The organism is Streptomyces sp. KL116D (genome assembly GCF_030766975.1).
Taxonomy (GTDB): Bacteria; Actinomycetota; Actinomycetes; order Streptomycetales; family Streptomycetaceae; genus Streptomyces; species Streptomyces longispororuber_A.
The window spans coordinates 1-15,011 of the sequence record NZ_JASERH010000022.1 but is presented as its reverse complement, the minus strand read 5'-3'; the positions used below and the strand labels follow the sequence as shown (position 1 = coordinate 15,011).

Annotated in this window: 11 protein-coding genes and 1 pseudogene; 9 read left to right on the top strand and 3 right to left on the bottom strand. The window is 71.2% G+C overall.

Translation table 11 applies throughout. The annotated features are described in order from the left end of the window. Nucleotides 1–2,624: 2,624 nt before the first annotated feature. Together RBJ77_RS07015 and RBJ77_RS07010 are read right to left on the bottom strand one after the other, a co-directional pair. Nucleotides 2,625–2,783, bottom strand: a complete 159-nt coding sequence (locus tag RBJ77_RS07015; protein ID WP_372344141.1) for a hypothetical protein — start codon at nt 2,781–2,783, stop codon at nt 2,625–2,627. A 2,396-nt stretch (nt 2,784–5,179) separates the two neighbouring features. Continuing rightward, on the bottom strand, nt 5,180–5,377 hold the full coding sequence (locus RBJ77_RS07010; RefSeq protein ID WP_372344140.1) for a hypothetical protein: 198 nt from the start codon (nt 5,375–5,377) through the stop codon (nt 5,180–5,182). Between the two features lie 2,656 nt (nt 5,378–8,033). Here RBJ77_RS07010 and RBJ77_RS07005 point away from each other — a divergent pair. Further along, on the top strand, nt 8,034–8,264 hold the full coding sequence (locus RBJ77_RS07005; RefSeq protein ID WP_372344139.1) for a hypothetical protein: 231 nt from the start codon (nt 8,034–8,036) through the stop codon (nt 8,262–8,264). Between the two features lie 642 nt (nt 8,265–8,906). On the opposite strand, the gene RBJ77_RS07000 is transcribed toward RBJ77_RS07005, so the two are convergent. Next, nucleotides 8,907–9,206 (bottom strand): hypothetical protein, encoded by a 300-nt coding sequence (locus tag RBJ77_RS07000; protein ID WP_372344138.1) that lies wholly within the window; start codon nt 9,204–9,206, stop codon nt 8,907–8,909. A gap of 703 nt (nt 9,207–9,909) precedes the next feature. Between RBJ77_RS07000 and RBJ77_RS06995 the strand changes: the two genes are divergently transcribed. From RBJ77_RS06995 to RBJ77_RS06960, 8 genes and pseudogenes are all read left to right on the top strand, one after another. Beyond that, the gene (locus tag RBJ77_RS06995) at nt 9,910–10,044 is read left to right on the top strand and encodes a hypothetical protein (protein WP_372344137.1); all 135 of its coding nucleotides are present in this window, start codon (nt 9,910–9,912) and stop codon (nt 10,042–10,044) included. A gap of 309 nt (nt 10,045–10,353) precedes the next feature. Then, nucleotides 10,354–10,842 (top strand): ATP-binding protein, encoded by a 489-nt coding sequence (locus RBJ77_RS06990; RefSeq protein WP_372344136.1) that lies wholly within the window; start codon nt 10,354–10,356, stop codon nt 10,840–10,842. A gap of 147 nt (nt 10,843–10,989) precedes the next feature. Continuing rightward, nucleotides 10,990–11,106: pseudogene (locus RBJ77_RS06985) on the top strand (hypothetical protein); the annotation flags it as partial. 16 nt (nt 11,107–11,122) lie between these two features. Next, on the top strand, nt 11,123–11,575 hold the full coding sequence (locus tag RBJ77_RS06980; RefSeq protein ID WP_372344142.1) for a hypothetical protein: 453 nt from the start codon (nt 11,123–11,125) through the stop codon (nt 11,573–11,575). Nucleotides 11,576–11,745: 170 nt separating this feature from the next. Further along, nucleotides 11,746–12,030, top strand: a complete 285-nt coding sequence (locus tag RBJ77_RS06975; RefSeq protein ID WP_372344135.1) for a hypothetical protein — start codon at nt 11,746–11,748, stop codon at nt 12,028–12,030. 217 nt (nt 12,031–12,247) lie between these two features. Next, nucleotides 12,248–12,751, top strand: coding sequence for a hypothetical protein (locus tag RBJ77_RS06970; RefSeq protein ID WP_372344134.1), 504 nt, complete (start codon nt 12,248–12,250; stop codon nt 12,749–12,751). Between the two features lie 297 nt (nt 12,752–13,048). Next, on the top strand, nt 13,049–13,330 hold the full coding sequence (locus RBJ77_RS06965; protein WP_372344133.1) for a hypothetical protein: 282 nt from the start codon (nt 13,049–13,051) through the stop codon (nt 13,328–13,330). Nucleotides 13,331–14,824: 1,494 nt separating this feature from the next. Further along, the coding region (locus RBJ77_RS06960) for a hypothetical protein (RefSeq protein WP_372344132.1) at nt 14,825–15,011 on the top strand (187 nt) is incomplete at its 3' end.

Genomic DNA, 15,011 nt, shown 5'->3' with positions numbered 1-15,011 from the left:
GTTTGGGTGTTTAACCGTTTTGCATTATCGTGAAACGCTGCGTTCGTGCGCCCTTCAACTGTCGGGAGACAGCAAGGTGCCTGGCCGAAGCACGAGACCGAACGGCTCCATCGCGGGGGCCACTGGGGCGACGGCGATCCTGCGGCGATGCCAGAAGGCGTCTGTCCCACGATAAGTTCGGTGGTGTTATTGGCGACGTCTGGGGTATCAGGCTTGGCGAAGTCGTCGATCTCGAGCAGTAGTCGCCCCAGGACGACTCGACGATCCGCGGGTCGGACACTGACGGCTCGATGCGCAGCAGGTCCTGGGCGTGGGCGTCTCGCTCCCGGATGCGGCGAGGCCGTCCAGGGCGACCACGAACAGGCGCGCTTCAGCCGCCCGGGCCCAGCGCCGCCAGTGATCGGTACAGGACGAAGCTGACTCGCATACGCATCGGAGCCTGATCGGCGTCGCCCAGTGCTGCAGGGCGGGCAGAACGGCCAGGTTGAGCAGGCATTGTGCGCGCAGGCGGTCGTCGCCGCTCTGTTCGGCCAAGGTGAGGGCAGCGGCAAAGCGCTCGATCGCCGGCTCGTGGCGATCCTCCAGGGCATGGTGCGTACCACACGTTGTTGTGCAGCGCGGCCTCCAGGGACGTCATCCCGACCTGTTGCTGCACGATCGGCAGGATCCCAGTGAGGCGTGCGAGCGCCTGCTGCTCGTCCTCTGTCGCCGCCCTCGCCTTGCAGTCGGGTCGCCCTTCGGCGTGGTCTCGGCCGTGGCAGCATGGGCAGGATTCATCTGTGTTCGGGCCAGTTGGACAGCGCGGTGGCCTCCTCGGTGGCTTGCGGCCATTCGTCGTTGCGGCTCAGTGCAGATTCGCCAGTGGTCATGTACGGGCAACGCAGGACCATGGCTGCGTTGCCCTCCGATGTTCACTCCCGTCGAGGGCCGGTGATCGCGGTCATGGCTTCCTTGTGGAGTCCTCGGTGCAGTAGGGACTGCAAGGCCCCGTTGCGCCTGGGCAAGGGCGGCACGAGCGTTTGATGTCTCGGCGACGAGAGGTTGCAGGATGCGGGCACCACCTGCCACCGTCCGGCGATGTACCAGGGCCTCGCCCAGCGACGCCTTATCTGGGCGAGGGCTGCTCTCCGGCGTGCCGTTCAGCGCTGCTGACCGCGTCCTCAGCAGCGTGACGGCCTCTTCGATCCTGCTCTGGTCCCACAGGTAGGCGGCGTAGCTTTGTGCAGCGTCCACGCCATGAGGGACAGGGGTTTCCCACGTGGTCGAGCCATGCTGCGGGCTGCAGCGTGGAGTGCTGCGGCCGCCTCGTCGAGCCGGCCGACTTGCCCGCGGAACGCCGCCAGGTCCGCGAGGGCGGCAGCGTGCTCGTAGTCCCCAGCTCAGTCGAGCAAGTTGCGCACATTCCGCCCGGGCTACCGATCGACCTCCGGGATGTCTGCGCTGTCGACGGCCCCGCCGTCCGAGGCGGAAAGCGCCCAGCACTCGTCCCTGCTAATGTCTCGGGGTGTCGCGGTAGATGGCCAGTGCGGCGCCGAGGGGATCTGCGCTGACAGCGGCCGCTCCTGTGGGCGCTCGTCGGCCCGGGTCGAGAAGGGCGTACGCCACTCACCTTCCGGCGGCCCGTGCACCTTTCGATGTCGCCGCAGCCTCGCCGTTAATGTCGCCCTCAAGCGAGAGAGACAACTTGCTGCGTTATCGAGGGGTATCGCTCGGCAAGCGCGTCCTGCACCGGCAACGTGTACACCTTGCAGGCGCCCAGAAGTGGGCGAGTACGGTCCGTTCGCCCACCAGCCCGCCAGAACCGCACGCCGGTGGTGGTGAGAATCGCCTCGCGAGCACGGCTGGTTGATGAGCAGCGACCCCATGGTTGAATGCGTGAGACATCAGGAAGGTGGTCAGCCTCGCGAGCCTGCGCACGACACCAGTAACTCCATGGCCCGCTGGCTCTCTCCGAGGTGTTAGGCGTGTGGGGCCAGGTTGTGTGCGAGCGGTCGCCGATAAAGCGAGCCGTCTCGCCGGTGGATGTACCAGCCTCGTGCACACACTCGTGACCCGCAGAGATATCCGCTCAGTGGCCGCCCTGCCATAAAGGGCGTCTCGTCAGGCGGGTCTGTTTGCCTGGTACGCCCTGGCGGACCTCGACGAGCGCGACCGCCCGGGAGTCGGTCCCGCGTCCAACTGCCGCAACGCCTCAGTGTTGCGTCTCCGGCTGGCTGCGCGGCCGCACTGATCGAGGAAGCCGATCGATTCCGTCGCCACTTGCCCCGCGCGGCCACCATGGCATAGCAGGCCCGGCCCAGGACGACCTCGCGACGCTCGTCGGCCGGGACTTCACTGGGACTGCAGCCTCGCAAACCGGTTGGAGGATCCCGTGGGAACACAGAGCCGCCTCGTCATCCAGCTGTTCGACGAGGCACAGCTCGAACAGGGCATCCCAGCTGGTCGGCCGTGGCCTCCAGAGATGCAAGGTCCAGTTCGTCGGCGTGCCCACCCGCATACGCGGCCGACGTCCCACGGTGACGGACATGTGCGGCAGGACACCGAGGTGACGGGCAGCTCTCCTGCTCGGGGGTGGTCTACAACGCTGCGCTCCAGCACGGTCTGCACGGCCGACTGTCCAGCTTTCAGGGCACGCATCCCGTGCGTCCGGGGTGGGAGATGTCCGCGGTGAATCGGTCGGCATCGACGCGCGGCCGGCTCTTCAGGTGGGCGGCGGCGATGTGCAGAGCGAGGGGGTGGCCGGTGCATGCCCGGGCGAGTTCGACGCTCTGTTCGTCCGTCACCGCCCGGTCCGGCCGCCGATCTAACGGAGATCGGCCGCAGACAAATCCTGCAGCGGGTCCAGCTCCAACACGTGCACCACTGTGACAGGCTGCCGTGAGCCGCGATCGGCTGGTGCACACCACGGCGCGAACGGGACCGTCCATGGACAGCACTTCGAGAAGAGCCTCCGGAGGCGACATCGTCCAGGAGCAGCAGCACACGCCCTGTCGACAGCACCTCGCGCAGCATGGTGAGTCTGGCTGAACGCACTCGTTGAGGTAACGGGCCGCGGCACGCGTGCAGCAGCGTCGAGACGAGGTCCTCCGCTCCCGATCCGCCGGTGGCGAGCGCCAACGGAACGTGGAATTGCCCGTCCGGGTAGGCGGCCACGAGCCGGGCCAGGAATGCAACCGCACTTGCCGATGCCGGGCGCGCCGGTCGCCACGACCGCAGCCGCACCGTCACCCTGGGCTTCCTCAAAGCAGCTTGCGTCCCTCGGCAACGATCGCTTCCCCGGCCGAACAGGGCGCGGAAGTCTCGGCAGGCCTGCTGCCGACCGATCCAGACAGGACCGGGCTGCGGCGCCATGTAGCAAGCCTGGTACGTGCCGTGCACAACCGTCTGCGCTCCCCCACTGATCTCGTTGTGCACCGTCATGCTGTGCTCCGCCGAATCGGGCGCCGAGTCCCCGCCATGTTCCGCCCTCACGTTGGTCCGAGGCGGGCCACCCTACGGGTCAGGGTCTGACAGACCAGCCGGCCCGGGAACCAGGACAGGAGCTTGCCAAACGGACAAGCCCGACCGCGTGCCCCCAAGCAAGTCGCACACCGGCGTATTGACGACCATGCAGCCCACGCCGCAGCGAACGGCCGAATCGCCCGGCAATCGTCCCGACCGCTGCGATCGGGCCCTCCGATCGCGGTGCTGCTTCAGTGGCGCGCTGGTTCACGGGAGGGCGGCGCCGAGGGTGACGCCGAGGAGAGTGCCGATAAGTGAGTGACGGCCCGAAGGGCAGGCGTGTTGCGCCGGTTGCTTTGCGGCGGGCCATCAGGACGATGCCGTGGGCGGCGGCGATGAGGTAGCCCGCGAGGACGCCGAGGAACAGTGCGCGCCAGCCGTACCAGCCGAGTACTGCGCCGACGGTGAGGGCGAGTTTCACATCGCCGAACCCCATGGTTTTCGGCGGCCAGGAACATCAACAGGAAGACTGCGCCCAGCGCGGGAGCCTCAGCAGGGCGCTCGCGAAGGATCCTCGGGCGCCGGGTATCCCGGGCGGCGAGGGCCAGGACGGGCGAGGGCGAGGAGAGCCGGGCAGAGTGAGCCTGTCGGGAGGCGGTGTACGCGGGCGTCGACGAGCGCCAGCAGGATGGCGACGGGGGCGAGCGTCAGCCAGGCGACCGCCCGGGATGCTGTCCGGTGGCCAGGGCCAGGAGAGCGCAGACCATGGCGCCGACGGCCGGGACTGTACGAGCTGTTGCTCCGACGGTCGTAGCGATGCCGGCCGGCAGGGCAGAACGGAGCCGTGCCAGGTACGGGCTCCGTGGGCAGCGGGTGCCCGTCGGGACACGTGGTGCGCCACGGGCCACGGTCGGGTACGCAGAGACGGTGGTGGGCGGCCAGCGTGCACCACCCTGCTGCAGCACCCCACCCGGCGGCCGCCACGACCATCCCTCACCATCAGTGCTCCCCCAGCCGCCGTATCCCTGCCTCATTGTGGATCACGTGCGTCACGCTCCGGCGGCGAGTCGGGTGCACGGTGGGCACAGCTCGCCGGGCGCAGGACCGGGCGCCCGCACAGGCCGTCCTGTCCCGCACCTGGTTTTGGGCGCGGCCACGCCCAGCGCGGCGGTGCCCAGGGTCGGTGCGTCTGCGGGCTGTGGGGCACGGTCGGGGTGTCGCGGGCCCGGTCGGCGGCCGCGGCGATCAGCGTCAGCTGCTGCAAACGGGCAGCGACGAGTGCGGCCAGGGAGTGGTGCGCTGCTCCGGTGGCGGATAGGGGCGGCCGACCAGGGCTTTCGCGGATGTGCTCCCGGCTCACCCCCGCCTGCGAGGAGGCGGCCGACGAGCGGCGCCTGGTCGGCGAGCGTGGTGCCAGTCGCCAGCGCCGCATGGAGTTCCGGGTGATGCCGGGCGATCGACAACAGGATCTGCTCACCGCGGGCAGCCGTCGTTCCGTCCGTCCCTGCGGTGGATGCGCGTGTGGTGGGCGCGGAGGGAGGGAGGGGTTGGTGCTCTGCGGTTGGTCTTCTTGAAGTTCTTGTTCTTCTTATGTGTCGGATGAGCCAACGTAGGCTCAGCCAACGTAGGGAAATCCGACGTAGGTTGTGACCTGCAGGGTTTGTGGGTCGCTGTCCAGGGACGGAGTCCGACGCAGGTTGTGACCTGCGGGAACTCGATACCCGTTCGTCGGGCTTCGTCAACGGCGTCCGGAGACGGCCGGCAAAGGGGGCGCAGATACGGTCACGCCGTCGGGCATGTCCGTGATGACGTACCGCGTCTCCCCAACCGTCCCCGCTGTCCGTACGCGCTCACGCAGCAGGTAGCCGTGCCGCTCCAGCTCGCACAACCCTGCTCGCAGGGCGTCGCGCTTCTCGGGGCCTTGGGCGAGGAGCATCTCGAGGAGATCCCGTACCCTCGCGGTGGCTGAGGAGTTCGACCAAGAGGCCGCGGGCCCGGCGGGACAGGCGCTGGTCGCGCACCGCCTGGTTGAACACGGATGTGTAGTGCGCGCCGAGCACATCGCTGGCCATCGGGCCGCGCTGGATCATTCCTCCGAACCCGCGGACTGCTCCACTCAACTGCCTGCTCCGTCCCATTTCGGGCCCGCACCCCAGGAAGGAGTGTGCGGCCTTGGCCCAGGTCGGAGTTGACCCTGGGGCGTACCGGGTTGCGTACCGATTCCCGCAGGCTGCGATCACATTTCCATCACGTTGTGTGACTGCTTGCCCGGTGCGCAGACCGGTACGCAAAGTCGCGCACCCGTCCGCCGGAGGGACTGCGCACCAGTTGCGCACCGGTCCACGGCACCGACTGCGCAACGTCGCCGACCACTGCGCACCACGCCCAGCCACCTCGGTGCGCAAAGCCCAGTAATAGCCGCCGCCGGGGTGCCGGTCCGATCGGTGCGCAGTGAGCTCGCGCGCACCATCGACGGCGCGGGTGCGCAGTGGAGTTGCACAGCGGCCGGGCGCTCTGACGCCGCAACTGCGCACTCCCCAGGGCCGGTACGCGTACGGTTTTCCAACGCGTACTGGTCGCCTGCCGTGACGCCGGCCCGACCGGCCGGGCCGCTGCCGGATTCAGGCGCACCGCCCCAGCCCTGGCTGATCGGTACGCGTTTTCGGGTGCGCTACGAAAGGCGTACCGAAACGCGTACCGGTCTGCGTCACCTCCCAGGTCAACGGCCCTGCGTTGACTCTCGGGACCCTCGTAGCTAGCCGCCAGCGCGGGCACCGGTCTGCGTTGGGAACGAGCCCCGACGGTCGACCGGTACGCGTTTCACGGGCCCGGAGAACGCGTACCGGCGCCCCGCCGATGCCGGTACACGTCGGCGCAGCACCCCTGTGCGCAGCTCTCGACGGCAGGACTTGCGCAGTGCTCCGCGGAGCAGGCCGGGGGCTGCTGCGCACTGTGGCCGGCGGAGCTTTGCGCAGTGGCCTCTGGCGGCGGTGCACTGCGCAGCCGGGACGGGGTGCTCGACGGCACTGCGCACCGCACTGCGCACCTCGCCCCGACCCCTTGCGCACGAGGCGTTCAGTGCTGCGCACCGGTCCGCCACAGCGCCGGAGAGCCGGTGCGCAACACAGCGCCGTCCGGCTGCGCACCTCCATGTCGGGACGATGCGCAGCCGCGCAACACGCCCTGCACCGCGCCGCGTTGGCCACACAGAGTGAAGACGCACCGGCCGGGGCACGGGCGCTCCTGCCCGTGCCGTCCCAGAACGCGTACCGGTGAGGTCGGCCCGCCAGGCAAGCCGGCGTGTCGGCGAAGGCGCTGAAGCCGCCCCGCCGTTGGGGGTGCGGGATGCGGCACCCATCGGTACGCGTTCTGTGCCGGCCCCCGCACAACGCGTACCGGTAGGCGTACCGGTCGCATCGTGACCCACTCGCAAACCGCAGCTCCCAAAATCGGTACGCGGACCGGTACGCCCTGCTGCTGGCTCATGGCATCACCTCGTTTCTCCTTGAGAACGCTGATGCCAGCACCCTTTATCCAGGCGCCGCCGATGGCGGCCGGTTCGACCTGCGGCGCACGCGCCGCACCGTCCGGCTCGGCCGATTCAGTGTGTGGGCCTGTCTGTTGGCCGGTCCTGCCGGACTCGCCGCGGCCCTCATCCAGCCGGCCACGACCGTCGTCGCGCAGGCCGCGCCGGCGCCGGTGCGCACGTCCGCCGCGGTGGCGCCGGCCGATCCGTCCGGCTACGTCGCGGAGTTCGTCGACGCGTGGCTGCGCTCGGATGCCAATGCTCCTGACAGCTCCAGCGCGATGCGTGCGCTGCGGCTGGCCCAGGGGTATTGCTGCCCGAGCCGGGCGAGGGTGCGAAGGCGCCGCAGAAGGTGACGGCGGTGCGCAGCGTGGCCCGCGCGGGTGGCCGGTGGTCGGTCACCGCTGCCGTGCAGTTTGCCGACGGGGTGCGCTACTGCCGTGCCGGCGGCCGCGTCCGCTGCCGGGGACGCGGTCACGGTGACGGGGTGCCCGCGCTGGTGGCCGGGCCCGTGGCAGCGAAGGCGACCGCCTCGGCCTACAGGGTGAATGTCTCCGGCGGCCCCGCTGGTGGACACGGTCAAGCGACTTCCTGTCCGCCTATCTCTCGGGCAGCAGTGAGGTCGACCGCTACCTGGCGCCGAAGACCTCGCTTGCGGCCGTGGATCCTGCACTGACCGATCAGGTCGACGTCGATGTGGTCGCCGCCCGCGAGGAGAGCGCGGCCGGCGAGCACGTGCCGGGGGACGGCACCCGCGTGCACGTCCAGGCGGTCCGCGAGCGCCCGCACCGCCCGGGGCAGGTGGCCGCCGTCCTACGAGCTCATCCTCGTTTCCCGCGGCGGTCGTTGGGAGATCGCAGCGCTCACCTCGGGTGGAGGCGAGGCGAAGTGAACTCCGTGCATCAGGTGGTGCTCGCCGGTCAGCTGGACGATCTCGGCACCGGCTGGATCGACATGTTCAAGGGCCGGGCGGATGCCGGTCTCAAGGTCGCTCTGGCCTGCATCGTCCTGTACGTGCTGGTCACGCGGTTCAGTCTGAAGGCCGGGGGTCGGTGCGCTGCTGCTGATGGTTCTTGCGCTCGGGATCTACAACGCCCGGGAGCAGTTGGCGGACAAGGTCGAGGACGAGGTCACCAACCCGGCCAAGGGTGCCGCCCGCCAGCACGTGCCCTATCCTCGTCCGAGCTGGCGCCGGGTGTGCGGGTGCCCGGTCTTGCAGGTGCGGCGTGAGCGCGGGGAGCGAGCCGGTGCGCACGGGCCCGTTTCTATACGACGGCGCGTCGTCTGCCGTGGGTGATCGGGAAGTTCGCCGACTGGAGGATCCCGCTCGGCCCGTTCAACGCGGTGCAGGTCGCGCTCATGTCGCTGGGCGGCCTGGTGCTGGTGAAGACCTCCTCGTTCTGGTGGTCGCTGGCGGGTCCCGTCCCCTGCCGTCGTGCGGGCCGTGGCCATCTTCGCCCGCCGCCGCCACAGGTCGCCGGCCGCACGCCGGTCGGTGCCGCGCTGGGGTGTCCTGGCGCGCGTGGTCCAGCCGGCGGGCGGCCGCACATCGGCGGCCGGGCGGCGCGGGATCGCCGTCCGCAGGCGGTCTGCGGCACCTCACCCTCCAGCCCCTGGCCTCCGGCCGGCACCTCCCCTCGCCCAGCCCCGCGACGGCACCAGCGGGCCCGGCCCGTGCACGCCCGGTGTCCTTCGGCCGCGCGCCCCGCCGCGGTTCGCCCGCAGCTGCCGCAACTGCTGTCCTCGGCGTCGGCCGTCGGTCGCTCTCCCGGTCCAGGTCGCCCTCCTCGCCGCAAAGGAGCGGAACTGATGCGTGTCCCGATCCGGCATATCGCCGGTCATCTGCTGTGGTCGGCCGACGGGCATACCTGGGCCCTGTACCGCCTGCATCCGGGCGCCGATGAGCCCGGCCATTCCACCGAGGCCGAGTCACCGGCACCTATCTGCCGGCCGCGGTGCGCGAGAGGAGCAGCTGCAGCGCATCACCCAGTTGGTGCGCTCGCTGTCGGGCGAGCCGCGCCTGTTGGGGGTGTGTGCCCAGACTGATCCGGCGGAGGTCGCCTGGCGGATGCTGGAGGGTCTGCACGACGAGGACAGCGGCGAGCTGCGGCCCGAGGCCCGGCCCTGGGTGCAGCATGTCGAGGCCGCTCTGGATGTGCTGGACGGGCAGGGAGATGCACCGGCGCACCCTGTGGCTGGCCGTCCCGTTGTCGACGGACACGGTGGGCAGGCGCGGCATGGTGGCTCCGGTCTGTGGGCCTGGGCGCGTTCGGGAGTTGTCGGATGCGCTGGGCCTGCAGCCGTCCCCGGTCAGTGGCAGGGACGTGGGCCCGCGCCCGGGAGAAGGCGGTGCAGATCGAGGCGCAGATGGCGGGCGCCGTCCCGTTCCGGCCGGTCCGGCCGGCGGAGATCGTGGCTGGTCCAGCACGCGCTGCATCGTGGTCTGCCCGAGCCTCTGCTGTCCGAGGCGACGGCGAGCTCCTTGTATGCGGGACGTGTGCGCGAGGGCTGCTCGCCTCGCCCAGCTACGCCGATCTCGGTCAGGTCCGTCTTGAGGGAAGGCGGCACGCCCCGCACCGGGCGGGCTGCTGGCGAGCGCACCGGGTGGCGTGGCCTGTTCGCGCGGCCCCGGGTATCCGGGGGCGCGGGGACGGGCCGGCAGTGGTGGAAGGATGCCGTCTCGCCGATCCAGCGCCGGTGGCTGCAGGTCGAGTCCCCGGACGGCACCGGCTATCAGGCGCATCTAGTGCTCGCCGAGGCGCCGCCGGCCGTCTCCGTGCAGGCCGCCGACTTGTTCGCGCAGCTGGAAGTCCTCGACTTCCCGGTCGACTTCGCCGTGAGTCTGTCGCTGGTGGCGGCCGCGGAGGCCCGCCTGCAAGATCCAGCGCAAGCGCACCGAGCTCGTCGACCAGGTCGACCAGTACGACGCCCGCCCCACCGGGTTGCCCTCCGATCTTCCCGAGGCCGCCCGCGATCTGGGCGAGATGGACGCCCGCCTGGCCCGCACCTCCGCCGAGGTCGAGGTCCAGTCGGTCACCGTGCTCACCTGTGTGGGCACCGGCCGCCGAGCTGTGTGATGCCCGGGCGCGGGCGCGTTGGAGAAGCTGCTCGCGGGGGCCGACTACCGGATCCTGCGCCCCCGTCGGCTTGCAAGGCGATCTGTTTCCTGCTCGGTCTGCCCGGAAGTGTCCGACCGCTGACTCTTAAGGAGTTCACCCAGCATCAGCTGGCCGAGGACTGGGCGATGTCCGGGGCCTTCACCCGCAGCGAGGCCGGTGACCCCAACGGGATCCTGCTCGGCTTCGACCTCGACTGCGGCACGCCCCGCCCCGTCACCGTGAATGTGGCCGATGCGCCCAAGCAGGACGCCTCTCGCGTCCCTGGCCGTGATCGGGGATCTCGGCGGCGGCAAGAGCGTGCTGCAAAAGACGGTGCAGAGCGCGGTCGTGGACCGCGGTGCCCGCGCCATCTGCATCGACCGCACCCCGGTGCGCGAGTGGGCCACGTTCGCCCGCGGCTCCGCGCCCGGCCGCTGCCAGGTCATCGACGCCGCGCAGGCCGAACTCTCCATCGATCCGCTGCGCCTGTTCCCCGGGCCGGAGGGCCGCCAGTACGCGCTCAACTACCTCACCCTGCAGCTCGGCCTCGGCGCCATGAGCATTCAGGGCGAGGTCCTGCACCACGCCGTCGAGCAGGCCGCCGCCCTGCCGGACGCCTCCATGGCCAAGGTCATGGACGCCCTCACCCAGAGCGCTGCGGCGGTACGGGCACACGCGCCGATGCGGCCGCCTCGGTGGCCGGGATGCTGCGCCTGGTCACCAGCAACCCGCTGGCCCGGATGGTGTTCGACCCGACGCTGCCGGTCGCCCGGCTGAACGGCTCGAGCAGCGCGGACCTGATCGTGATCACCACGGCCGGTCTCACCCTGCCGCCGAAGGCCGCGTTCACCCATCCCGAGATCCTGCACCAGCAGCCCCTCGAAGCTCTTGATCGGCCGGGCCGTGCTGTATCTGATCGCGGCAATGGCCCGCCAGGCCGCGTTCGCGGACCCGTCCCGGTTCTGCGCGGTGGTCACCGACGAGCTCTACTGGCTGACCAGCTCGGCCGAGGGCACCGCACTGGTGCACGAGATTCTCCACGACGGCCGCAAGCACCATGCCGGGCTGTTCGCCGGCTCGCACGACGAGCGCGAACTGGGCCCCCGACCGCGGCCTGTTCGCCTACAAGGCCCTCTCCCGCACCGCGGACCGCGACCGTGCGCGCCGCGCTCTGGACTTCATCGGCCTCGACGGCCGCGACGACGACCTGCTCCGGCTGGTGACCACCAACCTCTCCCCCGTCGGCATTGCCGAGCGGGCCGGCGAGATCCTGCTGACCGGCCCGCGCCAGAACACCGGCCGCATCAAGGTCCACATCCCCGCCCTGCCGAGGATCGCCGACCACATCCGCACCACCCCCTCGACAGCCCGCGCGCCCCGGCAGCCACGCCCCGGCTCGGGAACGAGGGGTCCGCATGACGAGCCCGCCTGCGGAACTACCGGCGTGTGCCGCCGCCTACGCCGTGCTCGCCACCGTGGTGGCACTGCGATCACCGCCATCTGCTCGTGACGCACCACGCCGGGCGTGCCGGAGGTCTGGTGGCCGCAGACCGGCAACGCGTTCGCCGCCTCCCCCACCACACGCGCCACCGAACAGGCCACGCGCAGGCGCCACCGCCACCGGCGTGCCCGACAGGCCCAGTGGCCCGGCCGCCGCCCCGGCGCACACAGTCGAGGTGTGTGACGCGATCGTGGGCCCAGGGCGAGGCGTCTGCCTGGGCGCCCCGGCCCCCGCAGCCCGGGCCGGTCGCCTCACTCACGCCGGCCCACTCGTGGCCGCTGGGCGTCCTCGCCGTCGGCGTCACCACCCTCTGCATCCTCAACCGCCGCCGCCGGAGGCGATCGCGGGGACGCCCCGATGGCGGCACGCTGCGCGCGGCCGGGTTCGTGGCCGTGCTGGTGACGGTATTCCTGACCGTGAACACCTCCGTCCGCCTACGCCGCCGGCAGAAGCCGACGGCGTAGGCGGGCTCTCGCCCCCTGGAACTGGACACCGTGGAGGGCGCCCCGCTGCAGGGCTATGAGCTCGGGGCGCAGGGCGGCAGCGTGTTCTCGCTGATCTCCACACCCAGGCCATGGTGCTGGGCGGACTGTTCACCATGGTGAGGGTCGTGGTGGGGCTGGGCTGCTGGGCCGTCGGGTCGCCTACCGCTTCCCGCTGCTCCAGCTGCTGGCCCACCCGGTGCAGCGGCTGTCCGACGTCTACACCGACATCGTCGTCGAGGATCTCGGCCTCAAAGCACTGCTGCTGGCATGGGCGTTCGTGCTTCGGTCTGGTGCTGGTCATGCGCGGCAAGCACAGCGCGGATTCGGAGATGGGTCTCACGCTGGTGCTCAGGGCGCTGGCGGCCTCGGTGTTCGTCACCCCAGCTTCCTGCTCGGCAAGGACGGGCCCGTCCTGCAGGCGCAGTCGGCCGCGGCCGAGGTCGCACATCGGACGGTCAGCGCGCACTCCTGGGGCGGAAAGATCTCCTCCGACGATCCGTGCGCGGGCCTGTCCGGACCGGCCCTCGACAAGTGCTACGGCATCCAGGACGCGACCACACCGGACGCGAAGAAGATCGCGAAGCCGATTCAGGACGCCGTCACCAACTCGCTGGTCGTCAAGCCGTTCATGCTCCTGCAGTACGGGCGCATCCTCGACCCGGGCAGGCCACCGACCGCAAGGCCTATGCCGCGCACCTGAAGTGGGTGTCCGGCGGCTACGCCACCAAGACCGAGAAGACCAAAGACAAGGACGATCCGTGCCGACTGCTGCGCGGGCCGGGCCGCAAGTACTGCGAACGCGAGCCCGGCGACAAGGGACCGGACACGCTGCCCGAACTCACCCCGGGCGGCCAGCTGCTGGACAACGTCGCCCCGGTCCTGTCGAAGGGACGATCAGGAGTTTGCCGCCTTCCTCACCGACCTGAAGAAGGCCGGGCCGGTCGGCAAAGCGTGCGCGGAGTATGCCGCCCAGCCGTCCTGGTGGCGCGTCGCCGCGGTGGTGATGGTCTTCCTCGCCGCGCTGCTCATCTGCGCGCTGCTGCTGTCCGCGGCCATGGTGCTGCTGGGCGTCTCGGCGGTGTGTGCCGGCGCGGCCGCGGCAGGGGCGGGGTCACCTTCGTGTGGGGGATGCTGCCCGGGCCGAGCAGGACCGTGGTGTGGGAAGTGGCTGGCGCTGTTCGGCATCTCGATGGCCGTGATCCTCGCCGATGCCGCGTTCATCCCGGCGGTCGGCATCACCATCGACGTGATCCTGACCGACGGCCCCGACCTCTGCTGAGCGAACGCCTCCTGCTGATCGTCGTGCTGGCGCTGGCCGGTCTGGCCTTCCACCGCCGCCTGCTCGTGATGATCACCTCGTTCGGGCAGCGCCTCGCGCGCGGATGCGCTACGCCAAGATCGGCGGCAGCCATCTGGCCGGCGACTCCGACTCGGTGCCGCCCTCGCCATGAACGGCGTCAGCAGCTCTGCGGGCAGAGCCTTCACCGGCGGATCCCTGCGCGGCCGCGGCCTGACCGGGCTCGGCCTGAGCACCGGGCACCTGTGGCAGGGCGTGGTCGCCGGGCTGAGTGACAGGACCGGCATGCCCGGCGAACCGGGCCGGCTGCTGGCTGGCCGATGCGAACGCCGAGGCCTCTCGCAGTCTGGCCCCCGTCGGCGCCGCCATCGGCACTGCCCGTCTCTGCGGGCCGGCGGTGCCTGGGCGGCTTTGGTGCGGGCCCGCCCGGCGCCGACCGGCTCGCCCGGCTGCGCAAGCCCACCGCCCACGGCGAGAACCCGGCCGCAGACCGCCCGCGCCAGGCGAGCGCCGCAGCGACCACCACACCCGCCAACGGCGCCCGACAGCCGGCGGAGCGCCCGACCGCTACCGCAACGAGCACGGCCAGATCGTCGCCCCCGGGCACCGACGAGATCCTCCACGACCAAAACACCGACCGCACGCTGCTGTCCACCCGGGCCCTAACCGTCTGGTGCGACTGCGCGGGCTACCGCATCGCGCCACCCGGCGGCCGCCTGCTGTACGGGGCGACGATGGGCCTGCCCGCAACCACCCGCCCCTGCAGCTCCGCGCTCCGCTCGACGCCACCACCGACGTCCGCCAGCAACTGCAGGTGTGGGGCAACACGCTGGACCAGGACCGCCAGGGCCCGCAGGGCAGCATGCTCGTAGCCCGAACCGCCCGCGCAGCAGCCGCCGCCTGACCCCGGGCCACGGGACTGCTGCCCGCCGGCGCGGCCCAGCGCCCCGACCAGCTACCCCAGCGAGCACCCCCGCCAACAGCGCACCGGCGTCGGCGCCGCGACCGGGCTCCCCTCCGGGGGGCGTGGACTGCTGCCACTGCCCCCTCGCGGCGCCAGCAGCCAGACCACAGACAGCTGCGCGGTCGTGGGGCGGAATCACAGCTTCCGGGCCCGGCGCGATCGGCCCCAACCCCGCCCCCCGCCCCCGCCCCGGTCCAGCAGCCGCTGCTCCCTCCGCCGCCGGCAGCACCCGCCGGGTGCAACGTCCCCGGCCTCGGCTCTCCGGCGGCCTTGGCTCCTCGGCCGCCGCACGTCTGGCAGGCGCAGGAGATGTTCCGCCGCCTCCAACAGGACAACGCCCCCAACCCGCCTCCGCTACCCCTTCGACGACGACGGTGACGGCGGTGAGGGCACATGAGCCGTCACCCGGCCGCGGCGCCTGCCGCCGCCGCTCCGTACGACCCGCCGCGCCCGCCGCCTGGCTCAAGTGGGCGCTGCTCCTCGGCCTGCTGCTCGCTCTGACGGTGTGCTGCATGGCGCCGCTGTCCAGGGCCGCAGGCACGATGGCAGTGCTCACCCAGCAGGAGAACAGCGATAACGGCCTGGCCGAGGGCGGGCAGCAACGCGGACATCCCGCCGCGCATGCTGCACGCCTACAAGAACGCGGTGAAGCGCATCAGCACGGTGGTGCCGAAGTGCCCGGGGATGCGCTGGCCGATC